This window comes from Aeromonas enterica (assembly GCF_054052465.1).
Genome location: NZ_JBSTYL010000037.1, coordinates 1 through 21,110, shown reverse-complemented (window position 1 = coordinate 21,110; position 21,110 = coordinate 1). Strand labels below are relative to the sequence as shown.

Here is a 21,110-nt window from a genome sequence, read left to right as displayed (position 1 = left end):
TCTTATTCATGTCACGGCAAGGAGCCAGGATGCAGCACCCACAAGATCACTCCCGACTGGAGATAAGCGACGACAAGGGACGGCTCGACGTGCCCTTGATCCACCGATTTTTGTCCGAGGAGGCCTACTGGAGCCTCGGTATTCCGCTGGCGACGGTACATAGAGCCATCAACCACTCTCTCGGCGGCTATCTCGACGGCCAGCAGGTCGCCTTCGCCCGGGTCATCACGGACAAGGCCACCTTTGGCCATCTCTCCGATGTGTTCGTGCTGCCCGCCCATCGCGGCCAGGGCCATAGCAAGACGCTGATGGCCGCTATCCTGGCTCACCCCGAGTTGCAAGGACTGCGCCGCCTCAGCCTGGCAACCTCGGATGCTCATGGCCTCTACGCCGGCTTTGGCTTCGCGCCGCCAGCCAGGCCCGAGCGCCTGATGGAAAAATGCGACCCCGAGATCTATCAGCGCCCCTGAGCAGGGCACACAAGCGGCCCGTAGTGCTCGCCGGTTCATGTAGCTCGCCCCAGCACGGTGGCGCAGGGGCGAGATTGTGCCTGATGAGAGTACCTGCGAGCGGTTCGCCCGCCGCACTGTGCCGAGCAGCTCGACAGTGCTAGATTGGCTGCCAGCGTTTTCATTCACCCTGCAGACCCGTTAACCACAAGGACGGCAACCGTGGCCCAGCATTCAGCTTATCTCTCTCTTCCCTCCTCTCTTGCGCCCTTGCTGCAGGATCAGGCCCAACGCCAGTGGCAGCGGCTGGTCGCGCTGGCACCCGACTATGACGCCCTGCCCGATGCGATTCGCCAAACCCTGCAGACCCTGCTCGGCCTCTCCGACTTCGTCTCCGATTCGCTCATCAAACAGCCCGAGCTGGTGGCACAGATCCTCGCCTCCGGCGATCTCGAACGGTCCGAACGCTGGCCCGCCTATCAGAGCGATCTGACCGCATTGCTTGCCGAGGTGAGCGATGAAGAAGCACTCAAGCGCACCCTGCGCCAGTTCCGTCGTAGCCGCATGCTGGTGATCGCCTGGCGCGAGCTGCTTGGGTACTCGGCGGTGGAAGAGAGCTTTATCCACCTCACCAAACTGGCGGATGCCCTCATCTGCTCTGCCCGCGACTGGCTCTACGCCAAGCAGTGCGCTGAGCTCGGCACCCCCATGGACGGGGATGGCAACCCGCAGCCACTGCTCATCCTCGGCATGGGCAAGCTCGGCGGCGGCGAGCTGAATTTTTCCTCGGATATCGATCTCATCTTCACCTTTCCCGAGAACGGCTACACGGTCGGCGGACGGCGTGAGCTGGCCAACCAGCAATTCTTCATCAAGCTGGGGCAGCGGCTGATCAACGCCCTCCACCAACCCACCCAGGATGGCCAGGTGTTTCGGGTCGACATGCGGCTGCGCCCCTTCGGCGACGCGGGTCCACTCGCCATCTCCTTCGCCGCCATGGAGGACTACTACCAGCACCACGGCCGCAACTGGGAGCGCTACGCCATGGTCAAGGCACGGGTGCTGGGGCCCCAGTGCGAGCACGCGGTCGAGCTGGCCGAGATGCTGCGCCCCTTCGTGTTTCGCCGCTACATCGACTTCGGCGTCATCGACGGTCTGCGCCAGATGAAGGCGATGATAGCCGCCGAGGTGCGCCGCAAGGGGCTGGAGGGCAACATCAAGCTGGGGGCTGGCGGCATTCGCGAGGTGGAGTTTATCGCCCAGGCGCTGCAACTCATTCGCGGCGGCCGCGAACCCGCCCTGCGGGTGCGCCACCTGCCGGAGGCGCTGGCCGCCATCGCCCAGTGCGGCGCCCTCGAATCCGCCCATTGCGACCGCTTGCTGGATGCCTATCGCTTCCTGCGCCGGGTCGAGAACATTCTGCAGGAGATCGGCGATCAGCAGACCCAGACCCTGCCCACCGAGGAGCGGGATCGCCAACGGCTGATCGCCTCCCTCGGCTTTGCCGACTGGGGCGCCTTTATGGCTCATCTGGATGAGGAGATGGCCGCCGTCCATCAGGAGTTTGCCGCCGTTGTTGGCGAAGAGAAGGAGGCCCCCGCCCATCTGGAGCAGCTCTGGCTCGATCTCTGGCGCACCGAGCTCGATGCCGCCGAGCTGGAAAAACTGCTGACCACGCAGGGGGTGGCCGAGCCCGCCCCGCTCTGCGCCGCCCTGCTGCGTTTCAAGGAGGAGTACAAGCGCCGTCAGGTGGGGCCGCAGGGGCGCATCGCGCTGGACTGGCTGATGCCGGAGCTGCTGCGACTGGTGGTCGCCAGCGAGCAACCCGCCCGCCTGTTCGAGCGGGTGTGCGAGCTGCTGACCCGCATCTTCACCCGCAGCGCCTATCTGCAGCTGCTGGCGGAAAACCCCGCCGCCCTGCGCCAGCTGGTACGGCTGTGCGACGCCAGCCATCTGGTGAGCGAGCAGCTGGCCCGCTACCCCATTTTGCTGGACGAGTTGCTGGATCCCCAGCACCTCTACCACCCCACCCCGCTCGATCAGTACAAGCCCCAGCTGCGCCAGTTCCTGCTGCGCATCCCCGAGGAGGACGTGGAGCAGCAGATGGAGGCGCTGCGCCAGTTCAAGCAGGTGCAGCTACTGCGCATCGTAGCAGCCGACATCGCCGGCGCCCTGCCGCTGATGAAGGTGAGCGACCACCTCACCTGGCTGGCGGAAGCGATCACCGAGGAGGTGGTCAATCAGGCCTGGGTCCAGATGAGCGAGCGCTACGGCGTGCCACCCGAGGTGGCGGTGAGCGGCCAGCGCGGCTTTGCCGTGGTGGCCTACGGCAAGCTGGGCGGCATCGAACTCGGCTACGGCTCGGATCTCGATCTGGTGTTCCTGCACGGCGGTGATCCCAACAGCTATACCGACGGTCGCAAACCCATCGACAGCCGCCAATTTTACCTTCGCCTCGCCCAGCGGATCCTGCACCTGTTCAGCACCCGCACCCCGTCCGGTATCCTCTACGAGATCGACATGCGGCTGCGCCCCTCCGGCGACTCGGGCCTGCTGGTTTCGTCCCTCTCGGCCTATGAGCAGTACCAGCAACACGAAGCCTGGACCTGGGAGCATCAGGCACTGGTGCGGGCCCGCCCCATCTACGGGGACGATGCCATCATTGCCGAATTTGCCCGCATCCGCCGCGATGTGCTGGCCAAGGAACGGGATCTGCCGACCCTGGCCCGCGAGGTGCGCGAGATGCGCCACAAGATGCGGGACCACCTGCTCAAGGCCGGTGCTGGCGAGTTCGACCTCAAGCAGTCTCCCGGCGGCATGGTGGATATCGAGTTCATCGCCCAGTATCTGGTGCTGGCCCACGCCTGTGGCGAGCCCGAGGTCCTCACCCGCTGGTCCGATAATGTGCGCATCTTCGACGAGTGCGTCATGGTGGGGGTGCTCACCCTGGAGCAGGCGGAAGGGCTGAAACACGCCTATCTGGAGATCCGCAACCGGGGCCATCGCCTCAATCTCTCGGAGATCTCCCGCAAGGTGGGCGACGACCAGCTACAGCCCGAGCGCGACCATGTACAGGCAGTCTGGCAACAGTTGCTGGGTGAATAAACCGAAGGGGCGCCGAAACGCCCCTTTTCAACATGAATGTCAGCCTCTGGCCCAGCTTTCTTTCATATAACACTCAATAGCGGTGAGCTGGATCCTGTTTCAGGCATGCCAACCTTGGCATCGTATGGCACTTTGCTGAATATAAGCAGGGATAATCTGTGTCTATGTCATCACCCTGTTTCTAGCCAGATATAAAGGGGTGAATATCGACTCAACAGTGCCAGCCCCAGTCTCCATGTAGAGAGGACAAGATGGATTTTTCAGAACAGCTACAGAGTCTCGCCAAAAAAATTGCGCAACAGTCATCGATGATCGCCACCGAAGAAGCAACAAAGAATGCGTTTGTCATGCCATTTCTCAACCGCGTACTCGGTTATGACGTGTTTGATCCCACAGAGGTGATCCCGGAATTTACCGCAGACACGGGAATAAAAAAGGGGGAGAAAGTTGACTACGCCATTCTAAAAGATGGACAGGTGCAAATTCTGGTTGAGTGCAAAAAATACAGTGAAAAACTGTCTGCCAAGCACTCGGGCCAACTCTTTCGTTATTTCGCAGTCACCAATGCTCGAATCGGCATTCTGACAAATGGTGCGCAATATGAGTTCTATACAGATCTTGATGCGCCAAACAAAATGGATGAAAAGCCATTTCTAACGCTGGATCTGGAGGACATCGATGAACACATAGTGCCTGAAGTGTTGAAACTGACCAAGACCTCCTTCGATGTGGAGTCTGTAGTCGATGCAGCAGGAGAGCTAAAATACCTCAGCCAAATCAAGAGACTGCTAGCCGAGCAGTTTGGCTCGCCAGAAGAGGATTTTGTTAAGTTCTTTGCATCCCGGATCTATGACGGCGTACTGACCGCAAGAGTAAAGCAGTCCTTTACCGATATCACCAAGAAGGCTCTTAGCCAATTCCTCAATGACAGCATCAATGCCAGATTGAAATCTGCGATTGGTAGCAGTGTCAGCTCCTCGGCTATCCAGCCTGCATTTGATAGTGCCACATCAATCGATAACAATGAGCCCGAGACGAATAATGAAGAAAAATCGAAAATAGATACCAGCATTGAGGAGGTAGAAGGCTTCAACGTCGTCAAAGCTATTCTGAGACAACAGTTTGATGTAACCAGGATCGCGGCAAGAGACACTCAGAGTTATTTCGGCATCTTGCTCGACGATAATAACCGCAAGCCGCTTTGCCGGTTACATTTCAATTCGAAGCAGAAATATCTTGGATTATTTGACGCCGATAAAAAAGAAACCCGGCATCCCATCGGCTCCATCGATGAAATATTCACCTTTGCCGACCAGTTACTGACGGCCACTGCCGTCTACGAATAATCTTGATTTGGGGCGGATTAATGCTGCCCCAAATCAAGTCTGCGCCAGGTGCCTATTTCCCTCCGGCCACGTCGATAAAGGTGCCGGTGGCGTAGGAGGCGCCGTCCGACAACAGCCAGGCAATGGCGGCGGCCACCTCGGCCGGTTGACCGCCCCGCTGCAGCGGGATCTGCCCCTTCACCCGGTCGACCCGACCAGGCTCACCGCCATCGGCATGCATCTCCGTGTAGATAAACCCCGGACGCACCCCGTTGACCCGGATCCCCTGCGCAGCCACCTCCAGCGACAAGCCTTTGGTCAGCACGTCTATGGCCCCCTTGGAGGCTGCATAGTCCACGTATTCACCCGCCGAGCCGAGGCGCGCGGCAGCCGAGGAGACGTTGACGATGGCGCAGCCCTCCGTCATGCGACGCACTGCCTCGCGGCAGCAGAGAAAATAGCCGGTCACATTGGTGGTCAAGGTCTTGTTGATGCGCTCGGCGCTCATCTCCAGCACCTTCATCTGGGGCTGCAAGATACCAGCGTTGTTGACCAGATGGGTGATCACCCCGAGTCGCGCGTCCATCGCCTCAAACAGGCGCACCACCTCGGCCTCGATGCTGATATCAGCCTGCACTGCTATGCAGCTGACCGGATGCCGGGCCTGGATCTCGGCCACCAGCGCCTCGGCGGAAGTCTTGTCATGGTGATAGTTGAGGCACAGATGATAGCCCTGCTCCGCCAGATGGCGGGCGGTGGCCGCCCCTATCCCCCGGCTGCCCCCCGTGATCAGCACATATTTTTTCATGGACACTCCTTGTTCATAGTCTCTCATGCTGACCTGGATATTACCCCATCCTTGAGGGCAAAACCGCGCTCCAACACCTTGATGGTCTGCAACAAAGAGCCCGCACGGGGCGGGCTCTGAATGGCAATGAGAAGGAAGGGATAACTATTTGAACAGCCCCTTGAGCAGCTGGTCGGCCACTCCCTTGACGCCTTCGTTTTCGGCCTTGTCGCCCAGCAGCTTCTTGAGCCCCCGCTCCGCCTCCTTGCGGGCCTTCTCCTCCAACAGCTTGTTGTTGCCGAGCAACGCCTTCACGTCGAGCCGGTAGCTGGGAGCCTGCCAGGAACCGCCGATGCGCACCGGTATGGTGATCTCTTTGAGTTCATCCACATCCTTGCCACCCTGGCCCTTGCTGCTCTCGACGATGGAGGTAAGGAACAGGAAATCCAGGGTTTCCGGCACCAGGGCTGTCTGGCCCTCGCCCTTTACCCGCAGGGCCGGGGCAAACAGCTGGATGTCGTCACTGCGGGCCACACCGTTGACAATCTGGAAGCTGGCGGTGAGGGCGCTGAAATCGGTCTTGCGCACCTCCTTCACCTGCTCAGCCCCCTTGCCGGTCAAGGTGGCCCGCGCCTCGCGGATCATCTCTGCCAGGTTGATGCCGTGCAGGGCACCATCGCTCAGCGTGAGGCTGACCTTGCCCTGCATCTTGTCGCGCAGCGCCTGCTCAGACAGTCCCGAACCTTGCACCTGCACCTCGAGATCCCCCTTGCCCTCCAGCAGATCGCTCTGGGCCAGCGTTTGCAGCAGCGGGCGCACATTCACCCCCTGCACCCGCTTGTGAATCTGGTAGCGGGCAGGTTGCTGACGAGCATCGAGCAGGCCGCTGGCCGTCACCTGACCGCCGGCCACCCCGGCGCTGAACTGCTTGAGAGTGAGCTGGCCACCGGCCAGGGCGAGCTGCAGATCCACAGTGCTCAAGTCCAGTCCCTTCAGCCGCAGACTACCCAGTTGCAGCCGACCGGCCAGATCAAACGCCTTGAGGGCGCTCAGATCGGGCTCCACCGTCGAGAGTGCCTGGGCAATCTTGACGGGGGCCGCCCCCTTGTCAGCCGCCTTCACGGGCGCCGGTGCTGCGGAGCCGGTCGCGGCAGGTTTGCCAAGCCAGCTGTCGAGATCCAGCTTGTCGCCCTTGAGGTCGAATTCGACGCCGGGCACGGCCCCGAGCCGCACAACGCCCTCCCCGCTCAGCAGTGTCTTGTCGGCATCCAGCACCAGCTTGCTCAGGGTGATGGTCTGCTTGTCGAGCTCGGCGCGGGCAAAGCCGGCCAGCTTGAGATCCAGTTGCGGGTGCGGCAAAGCCGAACCTTGCAGCTTGGCGGCCAGTACCGCGTCCGACACCTCCAGCAGTTGCTGCCCTTGATCGAGCCGCGCCTTGAGGGTTCCCTCCAGAGTACCGGCCAGGGTCGGCTTGTCCGCAGCCCCTTGCCCACCCTGCAGGCTCAAGGTGAGGCTGCTCCACTCCCCCAGCGCCAGCCAGTCGGCCTTGAGGGAGAAGGCATCGAGCCGCTGCATCGGTTCACTCAGGCTGCCGCTCAGACTGAGATCCTTGAGCTCGCTGGCTTTCACCTCTTGAGCCAGCTTGATCTGGGCCTGCCCCTTGATATCGAAGGCAAGCTCCCCACGCGCGCCTCTGGCGGCCAGGGTCACCGGTACCCACTGATCCACGGCCAGCTGACCCAGATTGAGATCGAGCTGCTCGAGGCGGGAAACCGTGCCGCTGCGGTCGTCCTGCAGCAGGGCACTGGCCTGCTCCAGCACCACACCCTGCAGGCTGATCTGCCAGGACTGGTCGGCAGTGGCGGCGGGCGCGGCCGGCTGGCTCTCAGCGGAGAGTTGTGCGTCAGCCCCCTGTTTTGTGTCCTTGATCAAGTCGCTCAGGTTGGAGCTGCCGTCGGCCTTGGTCTGGATAAACAGGTGGGCGCCATTTAGCGTCACCTTGCCAATCTCCAGCCGATGGGAGAGCAGCGGCAGCAGGGCCACCGAGGCGTCCCCCTGCTCGAAACGCACCAGATCCGGCTCGGCAAAGCCGGCCGGGTTGCGCAGTTGCACCTTCTCGAGGGAGAGACCGAGACTCGGCCAGAAACGCCAGCCGATATCCCCCTCCATCACCAGCTCGCGGCCGGTGCTCTTGCGCACTTGCTCCACCAGCTGGGGCTTGAACTGATTGGGATCGATCAGGCTCACCAGAGCGACGATGGCCACCAGCGCGGCCAACACCAACCCCAGCAGTATGTAGATGATCTTCTTCACGATGGACTCCTTGAATACGGATCTTGTGGCTGACTATACCACCAGGGGGATAACAGATGACGCCCTTCCCCCAAAATGGGCAACTGGAGAGACAGAGATGGTCGCACACAAGCCTGCCGACAGTCGGCAGCGAAAAGGGCCCCGCAGGGCCCTGATGTCAGTAGATGGCTGGCAGTTGCCGGTTGCCTGTCTCGCCAGGATCAAGGCTAACGCGGCAACTGCTGATAGCCCATCTCGTACAAGGTGAAGGCATAGATATCCGCACTCTGCTCGATCAGTTTTGCCACCGGCGTGCCCGCCCCGTGCCCGGCATTGGTCTCGATGCGGATGAGCTGGGGATGGGGGCCGGCATTGTCGGCCTGCAGGGTGGCGGCGAACTTGAAGGAGTGGGCCGGCACCACACGGTCGTCGTGATCCGCCGTGGTCACCAGGGTCGAGGGGTAGCTGACCCCGGCCCGGATGTTGTGCAGCGGCGAGTAGCCCTTCAGATAGTCGAACATCGCCTCGCTGTCGGCGCTGGTGCCATAGTCGTAGGCCCAGCCCGCCCCGGCGGTGAAGGTGTGGTAGCGCAGCATGTCGAGCACCCCCACCGCCGGCAGCGCGACCCGCATCAGATCCGGCCGCTGGGTCATCACCGCCCCCACCAGCAGGCCGCCGTTAGAGCCACCGCGGATCGCCAGCCGGTCGGTGCGGGTGTAACCCTCGGCCTTGAGGTACTCGGCCGCGGCGATGAAGTCGTCGAACACGTTCTGCTTGTTCATCTTGGTGCCCGCCAGATGCCAGGCCTGGCCGTACTCGCCACCGCCACGCAGGTTGGCCACCGCATAGACGCCCCCCAGATCCAGCCAGTTGGCAACCGAGACGCTGAAACTCGGGGTCAGGCTCACGTCGAAGCCGCCATAGCCGTAGAGGATGGTCGGGTTGCTGCCATCGCGTTTCAGCCCCTTGCGATAGCTGATGATGAGCGGCACCCGGGTGCCGTCCTTGCTCTGGTAGAAGCGCTGCTCGGAGACGTAATCCTCAGGTTTGAACGGCGCCGCCGAGGCGCGATAGAGGCTGATGGTCCCACTTTTGGGCTCGAACTTGTAGAAGGTGGGCGGCTGGGCGTAGTTCTCGAAGCCGAAGTAAAGCGCGGGATCATCCTGCTTGCCGTTGAAGCCGCTGACGCTGCCAAGGCCGGGCAGCGCCACCTTGCGCACGAGCTTGCCGTCATGGTCAAACTGCTCGACCCGGGCGGTGGCATCCACCATGTACTCGGCGAACAGGTAGCCGCTACCGCTGTGCACCGTCAGTACCTGCTGACGCTCGGGGATGAGGTCGCGCCAGCGGGCCGGGCCCGGGTTGGCGGCATCCACCGTCACCAGCCGGCGGTTGGGTGCGTCCCGGTTGGTCAGCAGGTAAAGCGTGCTGCCCTGGTTGTCCACCAGGCTCACGTCCGCATCCAGATCTCCCTGCACCGTCAGCAGTGGCGCGTTCTCCTGGCTCAGATCCTTCACATAGAGGCGGTTGCCGGAGGTGGAGTTCGCCGCCGAGATGAGCAGGAAGCGGTCATCTTCGGTGACGGTCGCCCCCACGTAGCGGTGGTGCTGGGCCGGGATGGCGCCGAACACCAGCCGGTCATCCTCCTGCGCCGTGCCGAGCCGGTGGAAATAGACCTTGTGCTGATCGGTCTTGGCCGACAGCTCGCTGCCATCCGGCTTGTCGTAGCTCGAGTAGAAGAAGCCCTCGTTGCCGAGCCAGCTGATGCCGCTGAACTTCACCTCCTTGAGGGGCGCCTCCAGCGGCTGCTTGCTCTCTACGTCCATCAGGTGGATCTCGCGCCAGTCGCTGCCCGCCAGCGACAGGGAGTAAGCCAGGACCCGTCCGTCGCGGGAGAAGCTCAGCTGATCCAGCGCCGTGGTGCCGTCGGGGCTGAGGGTATTGGGATCGAGGAACACCTCGGCCGGCTTGCCCGCCAGCTGGCGCCACAGCACGTTCTGGTTCTGCAGGCCGTCGTTCTTGAAGAAGTAGTGGTAGCGCCCCTCGCGAAACGGCGCCCCCTCCTTGGCGTAGTTCCAGGAAGAGGCCAGCTTATCCTTGATGGCGGCGCGATACGGGATCTGCGCCAGGTAATCCTGGGTCACGGCGTTCTGGGCCTTGACCCAGGCCTCAGTGTCGGGGCTGCGGTCATCCTCCAGCCAGCGATAGGGGTCGGCCACGGCTTGGCCGAAGTAGTGATCCACCTGCTCACCCTGATGGGTGACGGGGTAGTGAAGGCGCGCTTTCCCTGACATGGCATCCTCTTTGGTTGACTGGCCGCTGCAGGCACTCAGCAGTGACAGGGCCAGCAGGCTGACAATGGCTCGCATCGATGCGGCTCCCTGCGGTTTCGGTGAAACAGGCAGGGTAGCAAAGAGTGCCGGATGGCCCAACCCCCCACAGGCTTGGCTGGCAGATGCCACTCCCCTCTGAGCCGACATAGGCATGGGCGAACGGAGTCATATGAATTTTTTCGCTTAAGTTTGCCACTTTATTTTGTTTGTTATCCGGCACTTGGGTCACAGGATGGAATAAGCAACTGACTCAGACGACTCATTCAGGATAAAGCATGCCGTACAGCTACCTATCACATCTGCGTTGCAGCAAGACCGGCGAGATCCATGATGCCGACCAGCCCCAGCAACTGAGCCGGGCAGAGGCGCCTTTGCTGGCAAGCTACGATCTCGAGGCCCTGAAGCAGGCCTGGCGCCCCACCGACCTGTTGGGCCGCCCCGCCAGCCTGTGGCGCTATCACGAGCTGCTGCCGGTACGCGATCCCGCTCAAGTCGTCACTCTGGGGGAAGGCTTCACCCCGCTCTTGCCCCTGCCCACCCTGGGCAAGCAGATCGGCATACCGGATCTCTGGATGAAGGATGAGAGCATCATACCCACAGGATCCTTCAAGGCCCGCGGCGCCGCGGTCGGCATCTCCCGTGCCCGCGAGCTCGGCATCGCGCATTTCGCCATGCCCACCAACGGCAATGCCGGAGCAGCCTGGGCGCTCTACGGTGCCCGCGCCGGCCTGCGCAGCACCATAGTCATGCCGCAAGCGGCCCCCGCCATCACCCGGCTGGAAACCTCATTGGCCGGTGCCCGCCTCTACCTGGTGGATGGCCTCATCAGCGACGCCGGTCGCCAGGTCGCCCTGGCGGTAGCGGAGCAGTCCCTGTTCGACGCCTCCACCCTGAAGGAACCCTATCGGATCGAGGGCAAGAAGACCATGGGGCTGGAGATAGCCGAGCAGTTCGGCTGGACCCTGCCGGACGTGATCCTCTACCCAACCGGTGGCGGCGTCGGCCTCATCGGCATCTACAAGGCGCTGCTGGAGTTGCAGGAGCTGGGCTGGATCAAGGGCGACCTGCCCCGGCTGGTGGCGGTACAGGCTAGCGGCTGTGCCCCCATAGTGCAGGCCTGGCAGCAGGGGGAGCGCGAGTCGCGCTTCTGGCCCGACTCCCAGACCCTGGCCTTCGGCATCAATGTACCCAAGGCGCTGGGGGATTTTCTGGTGCTGGACGCCCTCTATCGCACCGAGGGTTGCGCCATCGCCGTGGATGAGCTGGCGATTACCGCCGAGATCCGCCAGCTCGCCTCCCGGGAGGGCAGCTTCGTCTGCCCGGAGGGGGCGGCCGCCTTCGCCGCCGCCCGTCAGCTGCGCGAAACGGGCTGGATCCGGGAGGGCGAGCGGGTGGTGGTGCTCAACACGGGTGCCGGCATCAAGTACCCGGACGCCATCACTGTGCTGCCCCAGCGGCTGCGCCGTGACGGGAGGATACCGGCATGACCTTCGACTGGTCCTTTGTCCTCACCACGCTGCCGGCGTTTGGCAAGTCGATCTGGGTCACGCTGCAGCTCGGCGCCCTAGTGATCCTCACCTCGCTCGCTGTGGCTCTGCTCAACGTGACTCTGCTGAGCCTGCACAGACCCTGGCTGAACAGGGTGATCCGCGCCTATGTGGAGCTGGCCCGCAACACGCCGCTCTTGATCCAGCTGTTCTTTCTCTACTTCGGGCTGCCGGCCCTGGGGCTGTCGCTGTCAGGTTTTGCCACTGCGGTGATCGCCATGACCTTCCTCGGCGGTGGCTACCTGACCGAGGCGCTGCGGGCGGGCATTCAGGCGGTCCCCCCCAGCCAGCTGGAGGCCGGCCGGGCCATAGGTCTATCCCGCTGGCAATTGCTGCGCCACGTGCAGCTGCCCCAGGCCTGGCTCACCAGCCTGCCGGCGCTGTTTGCCAACTTAATCTTTCTGCTCAAAGAGACCACCGTGGCCTCGGCGGTGGCCGTGCCCGAGCTGCTCTACACCACCAAGAACTACATCGCCCTCTACTACAAGACCTACGAGATGCTGGCTGTGCTGACCCTGATGTGCGTGCTTATCTTCCTGCCGCTGTCCCTCGCCCTGCGGGTAGTTGAAAGGAGGCTGCAACATGGTCAGTTCGGTCACTGAGTCGCTGGTACAGGCTTGGATCCTGATGAGAAAGCAGAGCACCCCATCATTGTCATCACTCGCCCTGCATGGATTGGAAAGGAGGGTTCAATATGGCCGGTTCGGTCACTGAGTTGTTAGCGCAGGCGCTGCCTCTGCTGGCCATTGGCGCGGGCCAGACCCTCGCCATCTCGCTGCTCGCCATCCTGTTCGCCACCCTGGGCGGCGTCGCTTACGGCGTGCTGGCGCAACAGGGAGGCCGGTTGGTTCGAGGGCTGCTGCGGGTTTATCTGGAGCTGTTTCGGGTGGTGCCCGTGCTGGTGTGGCTCTACCTCTTCTTCTTCGGGCTGCCGATCTTCTTTGGCGTAGACATTCCGGCCTTCTGGTGCGCCGTACTGGTGCTCGCCCTCTGGGGCGCCAGCGAGGTGGGGGAGGTGGTGCGCGGTGGCCTGGGATCCCTGGCTCGTGGTCAACAGGAGGCCGGGCTGGCGCTCGGGCTCTCGACCTGGCAGCTCTATCGCCACGTGCTGCTGCCTCAGGCGTTGCAGCGGCTGACGCCACCGACCATCAACATCTATACCCGCATCATCAAGACCAGCTCGCTGGCGGTGCTGATCGGGGTGGTGGAGGTGATCAAGGTGGGCCAGCAGATCATAGAGCGCACCTATGCCTCCGTGCTCATCTACGGCCTGCTGTTTCTGTTCTTCTTATCGGTCTGCTATCCGCTCTCGCTCGCCTCGCGCCGGCTGGAGCAACAATGGGGTAATGCGGTATGACACCTCTGCTTGAACTCAATGCTGTCAGCAAACAATTTGGCCCAAACCGGGTACTGGACGAGGTCAGCCTCACGGTGAACCCCGGGGAAGTGATCGTCATCCTGGGGCCGAGTGGCTGCGGCAAGAGCACCCTGCTGCGCACCCTCAACGGGTTAGAGCCGATTCAGGGGGGCGAGATCCGCTTCGACGGCGTGCTGCTGGATGGTGCCACCGACTGGCAACGGGTACGCCAGCGCATCGGCATGGTGTTCCAGAGCTATCACCTCTTCCCCAACCTGACGGTGCTGGAGAACGTGCTGCTCGGCCCCCTTCAGGTGCAAAAACGGGAGCGGCAGGAGGCCCTGCTGCAGGCGGAGCAGTTGCTGACCCGCATCGGTCTGTGGGAGCGGCGTCACGACTATCCGCGCCAGCTCTCCGGCGGCCAGCAGCAGCGCATCGCCATAGTGCGGGCCCTGTGCATGAACCCGCAGGTGATGCTGTTTGACGAGGTGACCGCCGCCCTGGATCCCGAGATGGTGCAGGAGGTGCTGGAGGTGATCCGGAATCTCGCGGGCAGCGGCATGACCCTGCTCATCGTCACCCACGAGCTGGCCTTCGCCCGGGCTGTGGCGGATCGCATCGTCTTCATGGATGGCGGCCACATTCTGGAGCAGGGCACCCCCCACCAGTTCTTCGACAACCCGAGGAGCCAGCGCGCACGCCAGTTCCTCGCCAAGTTTTCTTATACAAATGTCATCAAACGAAAGGAGTCAGCATGAAAAAAATCACCTCGGTTCTGTTCAGTGCCCTGATCGGCCTGGGCCTTGCCAGCGGCGCCGCCCAGGCGGCGGACGGTTCCCTCGACAAGATCAAGGCCCGCGACAAGCTCATCGTCGGCGTCTTCACCGACAAACCGCCGTTTGGCTACGTGGATGAGAAAGGGAACTACGTGGGCTTTGACACGGATCTCGGCCGCCGTTTCGCCAAGGATCTGCTGGGAGACGAGAACAAGATCGAATTCGTGGCGGTCGAGCCCGCCAGCCGCATCCCCTTCCTGCAGAGTGACAAGGTGGATCTGATCCTGGCCAACATGACGGTGACCCCGGAGCGGCGCGAGGTGGTGGACTTCACCAACCCGAACCTGAGGGTGGCGGTGCAGGTGCTGGTGCCGGAGAAGAGCGCCGCCAAGGGGCTGGACGATCTCGCGGACAAGACCCTGATCGTCACCACTGGCACCACGGCCGACATCTGGCTGACCCGCAACCACCCAGACTGGAAGGTACTCAAGTTCGAGAAGAACACCGAATCCCTGCAGGCGCTGGCCCAAGGTCGTGGCGATGCCTACGCCCAGGACAACCTGGTGCTGTTCAGCTGGGCCAAGGAAAACCCGGGCTACCGCGTGCTGCCCCAGAAGCTGGGCTCGGAAGATCCGATCGCACCGGCGGTGAAGAAGGGCAATATCGAGCTGCGTGACTGGGTCAACGACCGTCTCGCCAAGCTGGGGGAAGAGAAGTACCTGCTCAAGCTGTATGACCAGTATGTGCGCGACAAGTTGAGCGCCGATACCGATCCCAACGACGTGATAGTGGAAGGAGGCAAGTGGCAGGGCTGAGCCTGCCAGAAGTGCTGAGAGTGTGAAGTGTGTGAAGTCTTGGTTCCGTTGGTCCGCAAACCGCAAGGTTTGACCTTTCAGGCGTCCCCCTTGGGTAGCGCCTTTTTTTCGCATGCGAAAAAGAACCGGGCCACGGGGCCCGGTTGAAAACCCGCGCAGAGCAGGCTGTGTCACGTCGATGACACTGTTCAGGCTGCCGGACTGGCACAGGGTGCCGTCTGGCCAATCCGCCCCGGGTGCCGAAGAGGGATGAACTCCCGCCCCCGCAGGCGAATGGGGTGGCGCGCCAAGGCACCTAAGAGTGTGCTTACTCCCGCTCCAGCGCGTGGATAGGGTCCATCCGCGCCGCCCGCCGCGCCGGGAAGAAGCCGAACAACACGCCAATCAGGCTGGAGCAGAGGAAGGCCGCCAGCACGGCGCCCGGGGAGTAGCTCATGGCAAACTGGCTGCTGAAGTGCGCGAACAAGACGCCAACCAGCAGGGCGAGCAGCACCCCGGCCACCCCGCCCAGCAGGCAGACCAGCACGGCCTCGATCAGAAACTGCTGCATGATGTCGCCGGCCCTGGCCCCCACCGCCATCCGCACACCGATCTCGCGGGTACGCTCGGTCACCGACACCAGCATGATGTTCATCACCCCTATGCCGCCCACCACCAGGGAGATGAGCGCTATCATGGCGATCAAGAGGGTCAGGGTGGCATTGGTGCTGGTGATGGTCTGGCGGATGCTGTCGGTATTGAGCACGAAGAAATCCTGAGTGCCGTGGCGCTGGCGCAGCAGCCGGGTGAGGCCGTCCTCGGCGGCGGCCAGCGCCACCTCATCCCGCACCCGCACGCTGATGCTGCGCAGATGGCTCTGGCCCAGCATCCGCTTCATGGCCGTGGTGTGGGGGATCCAGACGTTGAGGTTCTCATCGCTGCCAAACCCGCTCTGATTGCGGGCCACCACACCTATCACCCGGCACGGCAGTGTGCCCAGCAGGATCACCTGCCCGAGCGGCGACTCTCCCGCCGCGAACAGCCGATCCCGGCTGCTCGCGTCTATCACCACCTCCTGCGCCAGGCTGGCCACGCTGCCGGCATCGAACAACATGCCCTGCAGCAACCGATAGCCGCGCACCTGGAAGAACTGCTCCCCCACCCCGTTTACCGTGCCTGAGACCGCCTGACTGCCCCGGCGCAAGGTAACGCTGGTGGTCAGGCTGGGGGTCACGCTGTGCACGTAGTCGAGCCTGGTCAGGGCGTCGGCATCCTCGGCTCGCAGAGTCTGGATCGCCTCGGCCCGCCGATCACCGAAGCCGCTGCCGGGGAAGATCTCCAGGGTGCTGGTGCCCATGGCATTGATGTTGGCCAGCACCTGCTGCTGGGAGCCGCGCCCCAGCGCCACCACGGAAACCACGGAGGCGATGCCGATGATGATGCCGAGCATGGTGAGGAAGGTGCGCATCCGCTGGGCCCGCATGGCCAGCAGCGCCATCCTGAAGGCCGAGGTGAACCTGTCCAGCCAGCCACGCCAGGCCGTCCGGCCAGTTTGCACAGTCTCCCGCACAGGCAGGGGTGTCGCCTGTCTCTGGCGGCGATCGGCCACCACTGCCCCGTCTTTGAGCTCGATTATGCGTTCGGCCTGCTCGGCGATCCCCATGTCATGGGTCACTATCACCAGGGTATGACCCTGACCATGCAGGGCACGCAGTATGCCGAGCACTTCGGCCCCGCTCTGGCTGTCGAGGGCACCGGTCGGCTCGTCCGCCAGTATCACCTGACCGCCGTTGATGAGCGCGCGGGCTATGCTGACTCGCTGCTGCTGACCGCCGGAGAGCTGACTCGGCATGTAGTCGAGACGGGCACCCAGCCCGAGCCGCTGCAGCAGGGCCTCGGCCCTGGCCTTTCGCGCATCGCCTGCCAGTCCGGCATAGATGGCCGGCAGCGCCACGTTGTCGCGGGCACTGAGATCCCCCAGCAGGTGGTAGCGCTGGAAGATGAAGCCGAAATGCTCGCGGCGCAGGGCCGCCAGCGCATCCGCCGTCAGCCGGCCGGTCTCCTGCCCGGCGACCCGGTAGTGACCGCAGCTCGGCTGATCGAGACAGCCCAGGATATTGAGCAGGGTCGACTTGCCGGAGCCTGAGGCGCCGACGATGGCGACCATCTCCCCCCGCGTTATGGTCAGATCGATCCCCTTGAGCACCTCGACTCGCCGATCCCCGTCGCCAAAATAGCGGCGGATCCCGCTCAGTTGCAGCAATGGCTGGCTCATGCTCACATCCCCATGGGCGGGCCCATGCGCCCGCTCTGCTGACTCTGGGCCGTCGACTGGCTCACCACCACGGATTCCCCGGCCTCGAGGCCGCTCAGGATCTGGGCATCCACCTTGTTGTTGAGGCCCACCCTCACCTGCCGCCATTGGGGCTGGCCCGCACCATCCACCACCTGCACCCTGTCACCGCTCAGGGCGATGGCCGGGATCACTCGGTCGCCAGCACTATGTGCACCTGAGCCGTCATGCCGATGCGCAGGGCCCCTTCAGGGTTCTCCACCTCAAACAGGCCGTTGTAGTAGACGGCCGTGCTGGTCGAGCTGCTGCTGGTCGTGTCGTCATTGATGGAGTCGGGGGCAGGCTCGATGGCGCGCAACCTGGCCTGGTAACGGCGCTCCGGCGCCCCCAGCACGGTGAAGTAGATGGGCAGGCCGGCCTTCACCTTGATCACGTCCGCCTCCGAGATCTGCGCCTCCACCGTCATGATGTCGAGCCGCGCCACCTTGACCATGGTCGGGGTGCTCTGCACCGCATTCACCGTCTGCCCCTGCTCCACCGGGATCGCCACTATGGTGCCCGCCATGGGGGAGACGATGCGGGTATAACCCAGATTGACCCGGGCCGTGTCCACCGCGATGCGGGCCTGCACGGATTGCGCCGTCAGCGCCCGGATGTCGGCACGGGTGGCGGTCAGGGTCGCCTCGGCGCTGTCGTAGTCGGCCTGGCTGCCGAGCCCCCGTGCCAGCACCTTGCGCTGACGCTCGAACACAAGCGCGTTGTTGCGCAGGGTCGCCCGGCGCGAGGCCAGCTGGGCCTGCACGTTGTCGAGGGCCGCTTCGGCATCCTTGAGGGCGTTCTGCTGGGTGAGATCGTCGATCTCGACCAGCAGATCGCCCTGCTTCACCTGCTCCCCGAGCGCCACGTGCAACGCCTTGATCTGTCCCGACACCTGAGCCCCCACGCTCACCAGCTGCTGGGCCTGCAGGGTGCCGTCAGCCAGCACGCTCTGCTCCAGATCGCGCCGCTCGGCCGGGGTTGTGATGTAGGACGCTGCCGGCACCGCATCGGATGGCGCAAACAGCCAGCCGGCCGCGAGCAGCAAGAGGGCTGGCGGCAGCAGGCGAACAACGAGGAGACGGGCAGGGGCCATCACGGATATCCTTGGGTGTAACAAAGGGATGAAACAAGCCAGTGCAATCTACTCCAATGTCCGGTTAAGCCTCTTGCAGGGCAGTGTAAGGATTGCGTAAAAGCAGCTGTCAGCTGTCAGCGGGCAGCGGACACGGGAAAATGGCATCGACCCGAGATGGAGAAGAGCGATGAAGATCCTGCTGGTGGACGATGATCTGGAGCTTGGCACCATGCTGAGCGAATACCTGGGCGGCGAAGGCTTTGCCACCACCCATGTGCTGACCGGCAAGAGCGGCGTGCAGCACGCCCTCTCCGGCAACTATGCCGCCGTGGTGCTCGACATCATGCTGCCCGACCTCAATGGCAGCGAGGTGCTGCGCCAGATCCGCCACGCCAGCCAGATCCCCGTCATCATGCTCACCACCAAGGGGGACAACATAGATAGGGTGATCGGGCTGGAGATGGGGGCCGATGACTATGTGCCCAAGCCCTGCTACCCGAGGGAGCTGGTGGCCAGGCTGAGGGCCGTGCTGCGCCGGGTCGAGCCTGCCCCCATCCATCCGGGCAAAGAGCAGGGCCTGCGCCTTGGCGAGCTGGTGCTCTCCCCCGCCAGCCGTCAGTGTCACTGGCAGGCGCAGCCACTGGAGTTGACCGCCACCGAGTTCAACCTGCTGGAACTGCTGCTGCGCTCGCCGGAGCGGGTGGTCAGCAAGGATGAGCTCTCCCTGCACGGGCTTGGCCGCCCGCGCGAGCCCTATGATCGCAGCGTCGACGTGCACATCTGCAATATCCGCCAGAAGCTGCAAGCCCTGGCGGGGGAAGCCGTCGGCATCGAGACGGTACGCAGCATAGGATACCGGCTGGCATGATCCTCAAGGGACGCCTGTTCTGGAAGATCCTGTTCGGCTTCTGGTTCACCATCATCATGATGAGCCAGCTGCTGTGGGTGGCCTTCAGCCTCTATCGCCACGAAGGGCCGCCGGAGCAGCGGATGGCGAGGCAGCTGGCCGCACGCCAGCTGGACTCGGCCGCCGCTCTGCTGCAACGCCAGGGACCGACTGCTGTGGCGGTCCTGCAGGCCAGCTGGCCCGTAGCGGAGCAAGGACTGCTGCGCCTTGAACCGGTCGAAACGGAGCAATCCACAACGCAGACCGGCCGTATCCTGTTGGGAACCGATGGCCAGCGCTACCGGCTCGACTACGACACCACCGGCCTGCAACGGCAGCTGGCACCGCCCCAGCCCCGCCGCAACTGGCTCAACATGCCGCCCCCCATGTGGTGGATCGGCGGACTTGGCGGCCTCTTCTTCAGCGCCCTGCTCGCCTGGCACCTGACCCGCCCCATGAACCGCTTCCGGCAGGGATTCGAGCGCCTCGCCTTGGGGGATCTGGCAGTGCGCCTCTACCCCGCCATGCGGCGGCGCCACGACGAGATCAGCGATGCGGCCCGCGACTTCGATGCCATGGCCGAGCGGCTGCAACTGCTGGTGGAGAGCCGTGAACAACTGCTGCATGACGTCTCCCACGAGCTGCGTTCCCCCCTCGCCCGGCTGCAACTGGCCATCGGTCTTGCCCGGCAGGATCCTGCCAGGATCGAGGGATCCCTGGCACGGATCCAGCTCGAGACCCAGCGCATGGACAAGATGATCGGCGAGTTGCTGACCCTCACCCGCGCCGGCCATGGCGAGCGAGACGGCGAGGAGTATTACGATCTGCAGGGGCTGATCGACGCCGTGGTGAGCGATGCCCGCTACGAGGCGCAGCACATGGGGGTCGAGATCAAAACCTGGGTGGATGAGACCCAGGAATACACGGTCTGCGGACAGGCGGAGCTGATCCGCCGGGCCCTCGACAACGTGCTGCGCAATGCCCTGCGCTTCTCGCAAACGGGACAGGTCATCACCCTGACCCTGCAACGACAGGGGGTTGAGTTTGTCATCGAGGTGGCTGATCAAGGTGTGGGAGTAGATGAGAGCAAGCTATCCAGCATCTTCGATCCTTTCGTACGCATAGGCTCCCCCGCGGTGGGCAAGGGTTATGGACTGGGCCTTGCCATCACCCGCAAGGCAATCCAGGCGCAGGGGGGACGAGTCGAGGCCAGAAATGGCGAAGAGGGCGGCCTGGTCGTCACCCTCCACCTGCCTGGCTAGCCCCTTATTCCGGCTCAGCCATCTGGTCGCCACGCTCGAGAGCGGTGAGGCCGGTACTCATCCCCGCAACCTTTGCAGCTGGCCGATGGCCGCGCCCGTGGATCTGAAGGCAAACTCGGTGGGCGAAATCTTGGCCAGCTTGCGCCACTCGCAGGCGGCCACATCGTCGGCTGCCACGACGGCAGGCTTATGTGCCAGCTCCAGCATGAAGACGGTATCGCAGGTGTGATAGACCACGTCGTCATAGGGGTAGACGTTGGCAAAGGAGCCGAGATAGCGAAACGCCTCTCTCCCCAGATCCAGCCCCAGCTCCTCTTTCAGCTCCCTGACCAGCGCCTCCTCCAGCGACTCACCGGGGTCGACAAAGCCGCCAGGCAGATCCAGCAAGCCCTTGCCAGGGTCTCGCCCTCGCACCGCAACCAGCACTTCATCCTGCCAGCACAAGGCCACCATCACGGCCGACGCCACATTCTGGAAATAGTGGAAACCACAGCCACAGGCAAACTCCTTCTCGCTGCGTTTTTGCAGCGATTTGATACCACAGCGCGGGCAGAACATAGCGGCAACTCTCCCATTTGAAACTAAAAACGCATTGTATGCCGAACCCCTTCCCTGATGGAAAGGCTTGAGGCACAACACCCATGACGTGATAAATCAGCAAGATATAAGAGAGGGAGAGGAGGCAATTCAGGAGAAATTAAACGAAAAAAAGCCCAGTCTTTCGACTGGGCTTCTTGTTAGTGGCGGAGCGGACGGGACTCGAACCCGCGACCCCCGGCGTGACAGGCCG

15 protein-coding genes and 1 pseudogene are annotated in these 21,110 nt (G+C 63.3%); 10 read left to right on the top strand and 6 right to left on the bottom strand.

Annotated elements, in window-relative coordinates; genetic code table 11:
* Positions 1-29 precede the first annotated feature (29 nt).
* The 3 genes from ACW5XD_RS22600 to ACW5XD_RS22590 all read left to right on the top strand — a co-directional run bounded on the left by ACW5XD_RS22600 (position 30) and on the right by ACW5XD_RS22590 (position 4,900).
* Positions 30-470: a GNAT family N-acetyltransferase gene (locus ACW5XD_RS22600; protein ID WP_456496835.1), complete on the top strand. Its 441-nt coding sequence runs from the start codon at positions 30-32 to the stop codon at positions 468-470.
* A gap of 201 nt (positions 471-671) precedes the next feature.
* Complete coding sequence (glnE, locus tag ACW5XD_RS22595; RefSeq protein WP_456496834.1) at positions 672-3,554, top strand: bifunctional [glutamate--ammonia ligase]-adenylyl-L-tyrosine phosphorylase/[glutamate--ammonia-ligase] adenylyltransferase; 2,883 nt, start codon at positions 672-674, stop codon at positions 3,552-3,554.
* A gap of 251 nt (positions 3,555-3,805) precedes the next feature.
* Positions 3,806-4,900 carry a type I restriction endonuclease gene (locus tag ACW5XD_RS22590; RefSeq protein ID WP_456496833.1) on the top strand — a complete coding sequence of 365 codons (1,095 nt, stop codon included), beginning with the start codon at positions 3,806-3,808 and terminating at the stop codon, positions 4,898-4,900.
* A 52-nt stretch (positions 4,901-4,952) separates the two neighbouring features.
* On the opposite strand, the gene ACW5XD_RS22585 is transcribed toward ACW5XD_RS22590, so the two are convergent.
* The 3 genes from ACW5XD_RS22585 to ACW5XD_RS22575 form a co-directional block, all read right to left on the bottom strand.
* Positions 4,953-5,687, bottom strand: a complete 735-nt coding sequence (locus tag ACW5XD_RS22585; protein WP_456496832.1) for an SDR family oxidoreductase — start codon at positions 5,685-5,687, stop codon at positions 4,953-4,955.
* A gap of 144 nt (positions 5,688-5,831) precedes the next feature.
* The gene (locus tag ACW5XD_RS22580) at positions 5,832-7,979 is read right to left on the bottom strand and encodes an AsmA family protein (protein ID WP_456496831.1); all 2,148 of its coding nucleotides are present in this window, start codon (positions 7,977-7,979) and stop codon (positions 5,832-5,834) included.
* A gap of 206 nt (positions 7,980-8,185) precedes the next feature.
* Positions 8,186-10,327, bottom strand: coding sequence for a prolyl oligopeptidase family serine peptidase (locus tag ACW5XD_RS22575; RefSeq protein WP_456496830.1), 2,142 nt, complete (start codon positions 10,325-10,327; stop codon positions 8,186-8,188).
* A gap of 239 nt (positions 10,328-10,566) precedes the next feature.
* Here ACW5XD_RS22575 and ACW5XD_RS22570 point away from each other — a divergent pair, with 239 nt between their 5' ends.
* From ACW5XD_RS22570 to ACW5XD_RS22550, 5 genes are all read left to right on the top strand, one after another.
* On the top strand, positions 10,567-11,778 hold the full coding sequence (locus tag ACW5XD_RS22570; RefSeq protein WP_456496829.1) for a threonine synthase: 1,212 nt from the start codon (positions 10,567-10,569) through the stop codon (positions 11,776-11,778).
* The gene (locus tag ACW5XD_RS22565; protein ID WP_456496828.1) at positions 11,775-12,440 is read left to right on the top strand and encodes an amino acid ABC transporter permease; all 666 of its coding nucleotides are present in this window, start codon (positions 11,775-11,777) and stop codon (positions 12,438-12,440) included. Before ACW5XD_RS22570 ends, ACW5XD_RS22565 begins: the two co-directional genes overlap by 4 nt.
* A gap of 92 nt (positions 12,441-12,532) precedes the next feature.
* Positions 12,533-13,195: an amino acid ABC transporter permease gene (locus ACW5XD_RS22560; RefSeq protein ID WP_456496827.1), complete on the top strand. Its 663-nt coding sequence runs from the start codon at positions 12,533-12,535 to the stop codon at positions 13,193-13,195.
* Positions 13,192-13,953 (top strand): amino acid ABC transporter ATP-binding protein, encoded by a 762-nt coding sequence (locus ACW5XD_RS22555; RefSeq protein WP_456496826.1) that lies wholly within the window; start codon positions 13,192-13,194, stop codon positions 13,951-13,953. Before ACW5XD_RS22560 ends, ACW5XD_RS22555 begins: the two co-directional genes overlap by 4 nt.
* The gene (locus ACW5XD_RS22550; protein ID WP_456496825.1) at positions 13,950-14,786 is read left to right on the top strand and encodes a transporter substrate-binding domain-containing protein; all 837 of its coding nucleotides are present in this window, start codon (positions 13,950-13,952) and stop codon (positions 14,784-14,786) included. The genes ACW5XD_RS22555 and ACW5XD_RS22550 overlap by 4 nt, the downstream gene beginning before the upstream one ends.
* 307 nt (positions 14,787-15,093) lie before the next feature.
* Here the strand turns inward: ACW5XD_RS22550 and ACW5XD_RS22545 are convergent, their stop codons facing one another.
* Together ACW5XD_RS22545 and ACW5XD_RS22540 are read right to left on the bottom strand one after the other, a co-directional pair.
* Entirely contained in the window at positions 15,094-17,040 is a 1,947-nt protein-coding gene (locus ACW5XD_RS22545; protein WP_456496824.1) for a MacB family efflux pump subunit, read from the bottom strand.
* A gap of 2 nt (positions 17,041-17,042) precedes the next feature.
* Positions 17,043-18,190, bottom strand: a pseudogene (locus tag ACW5XD_RS22540) (efflux RND transporter periplasmic adaptor subunit).
* A gap of 169 nt (positions 18,191-18,359) precedes the next feature.
* On the opposite strand from ACW5XD_RS22540, the gene ACW5XD_RS22535 reads away from it, so the two are divergent.
* On the top strand, positions 18,360-19,040 hold the full coding sequence (locus ACW5XD_RS22535; RefSeq protein WP_456496823.1) for a response regulator transcription factor: 681 nt from the start codon (positions 18,360-18,362) through the stop codon (positions 19,038-19,040).
* Positions 19,037-20,320, top strand: coding sequence for a sensor histidine kinase (locus ACW5XD_RS22530; protein WP_456496822.1), 1,284 nt, complete (start codon positions 19,037-19,039; stop codon positions 20,318-20,320). The genes ACW5XD_RS22535 and ACW5XD_RS22530 overlap by 4 nt, the downstream gene beginning before the upstream one ends.
* Positions 20,321-20,377: 57 nt before the next feature.
* Here the strand turns inward: ACW5XD_RS22530 and ACW5XD_RS22525 are convergent, their stop codons facing one another.
* Complete coding sequence (locus ACW5XD_RS22525) at positions 20,378-20,878, bottom strand: NUDIX hydrolase (RefSeq protein ID WP_456496821.1); 501 nt, start codon at positions 20,876-20,878, stop codon at positions 20,378-20,380.
* Between the last annotated feature and the right edge of the window lie 232 nt (positions 20,879-21,110).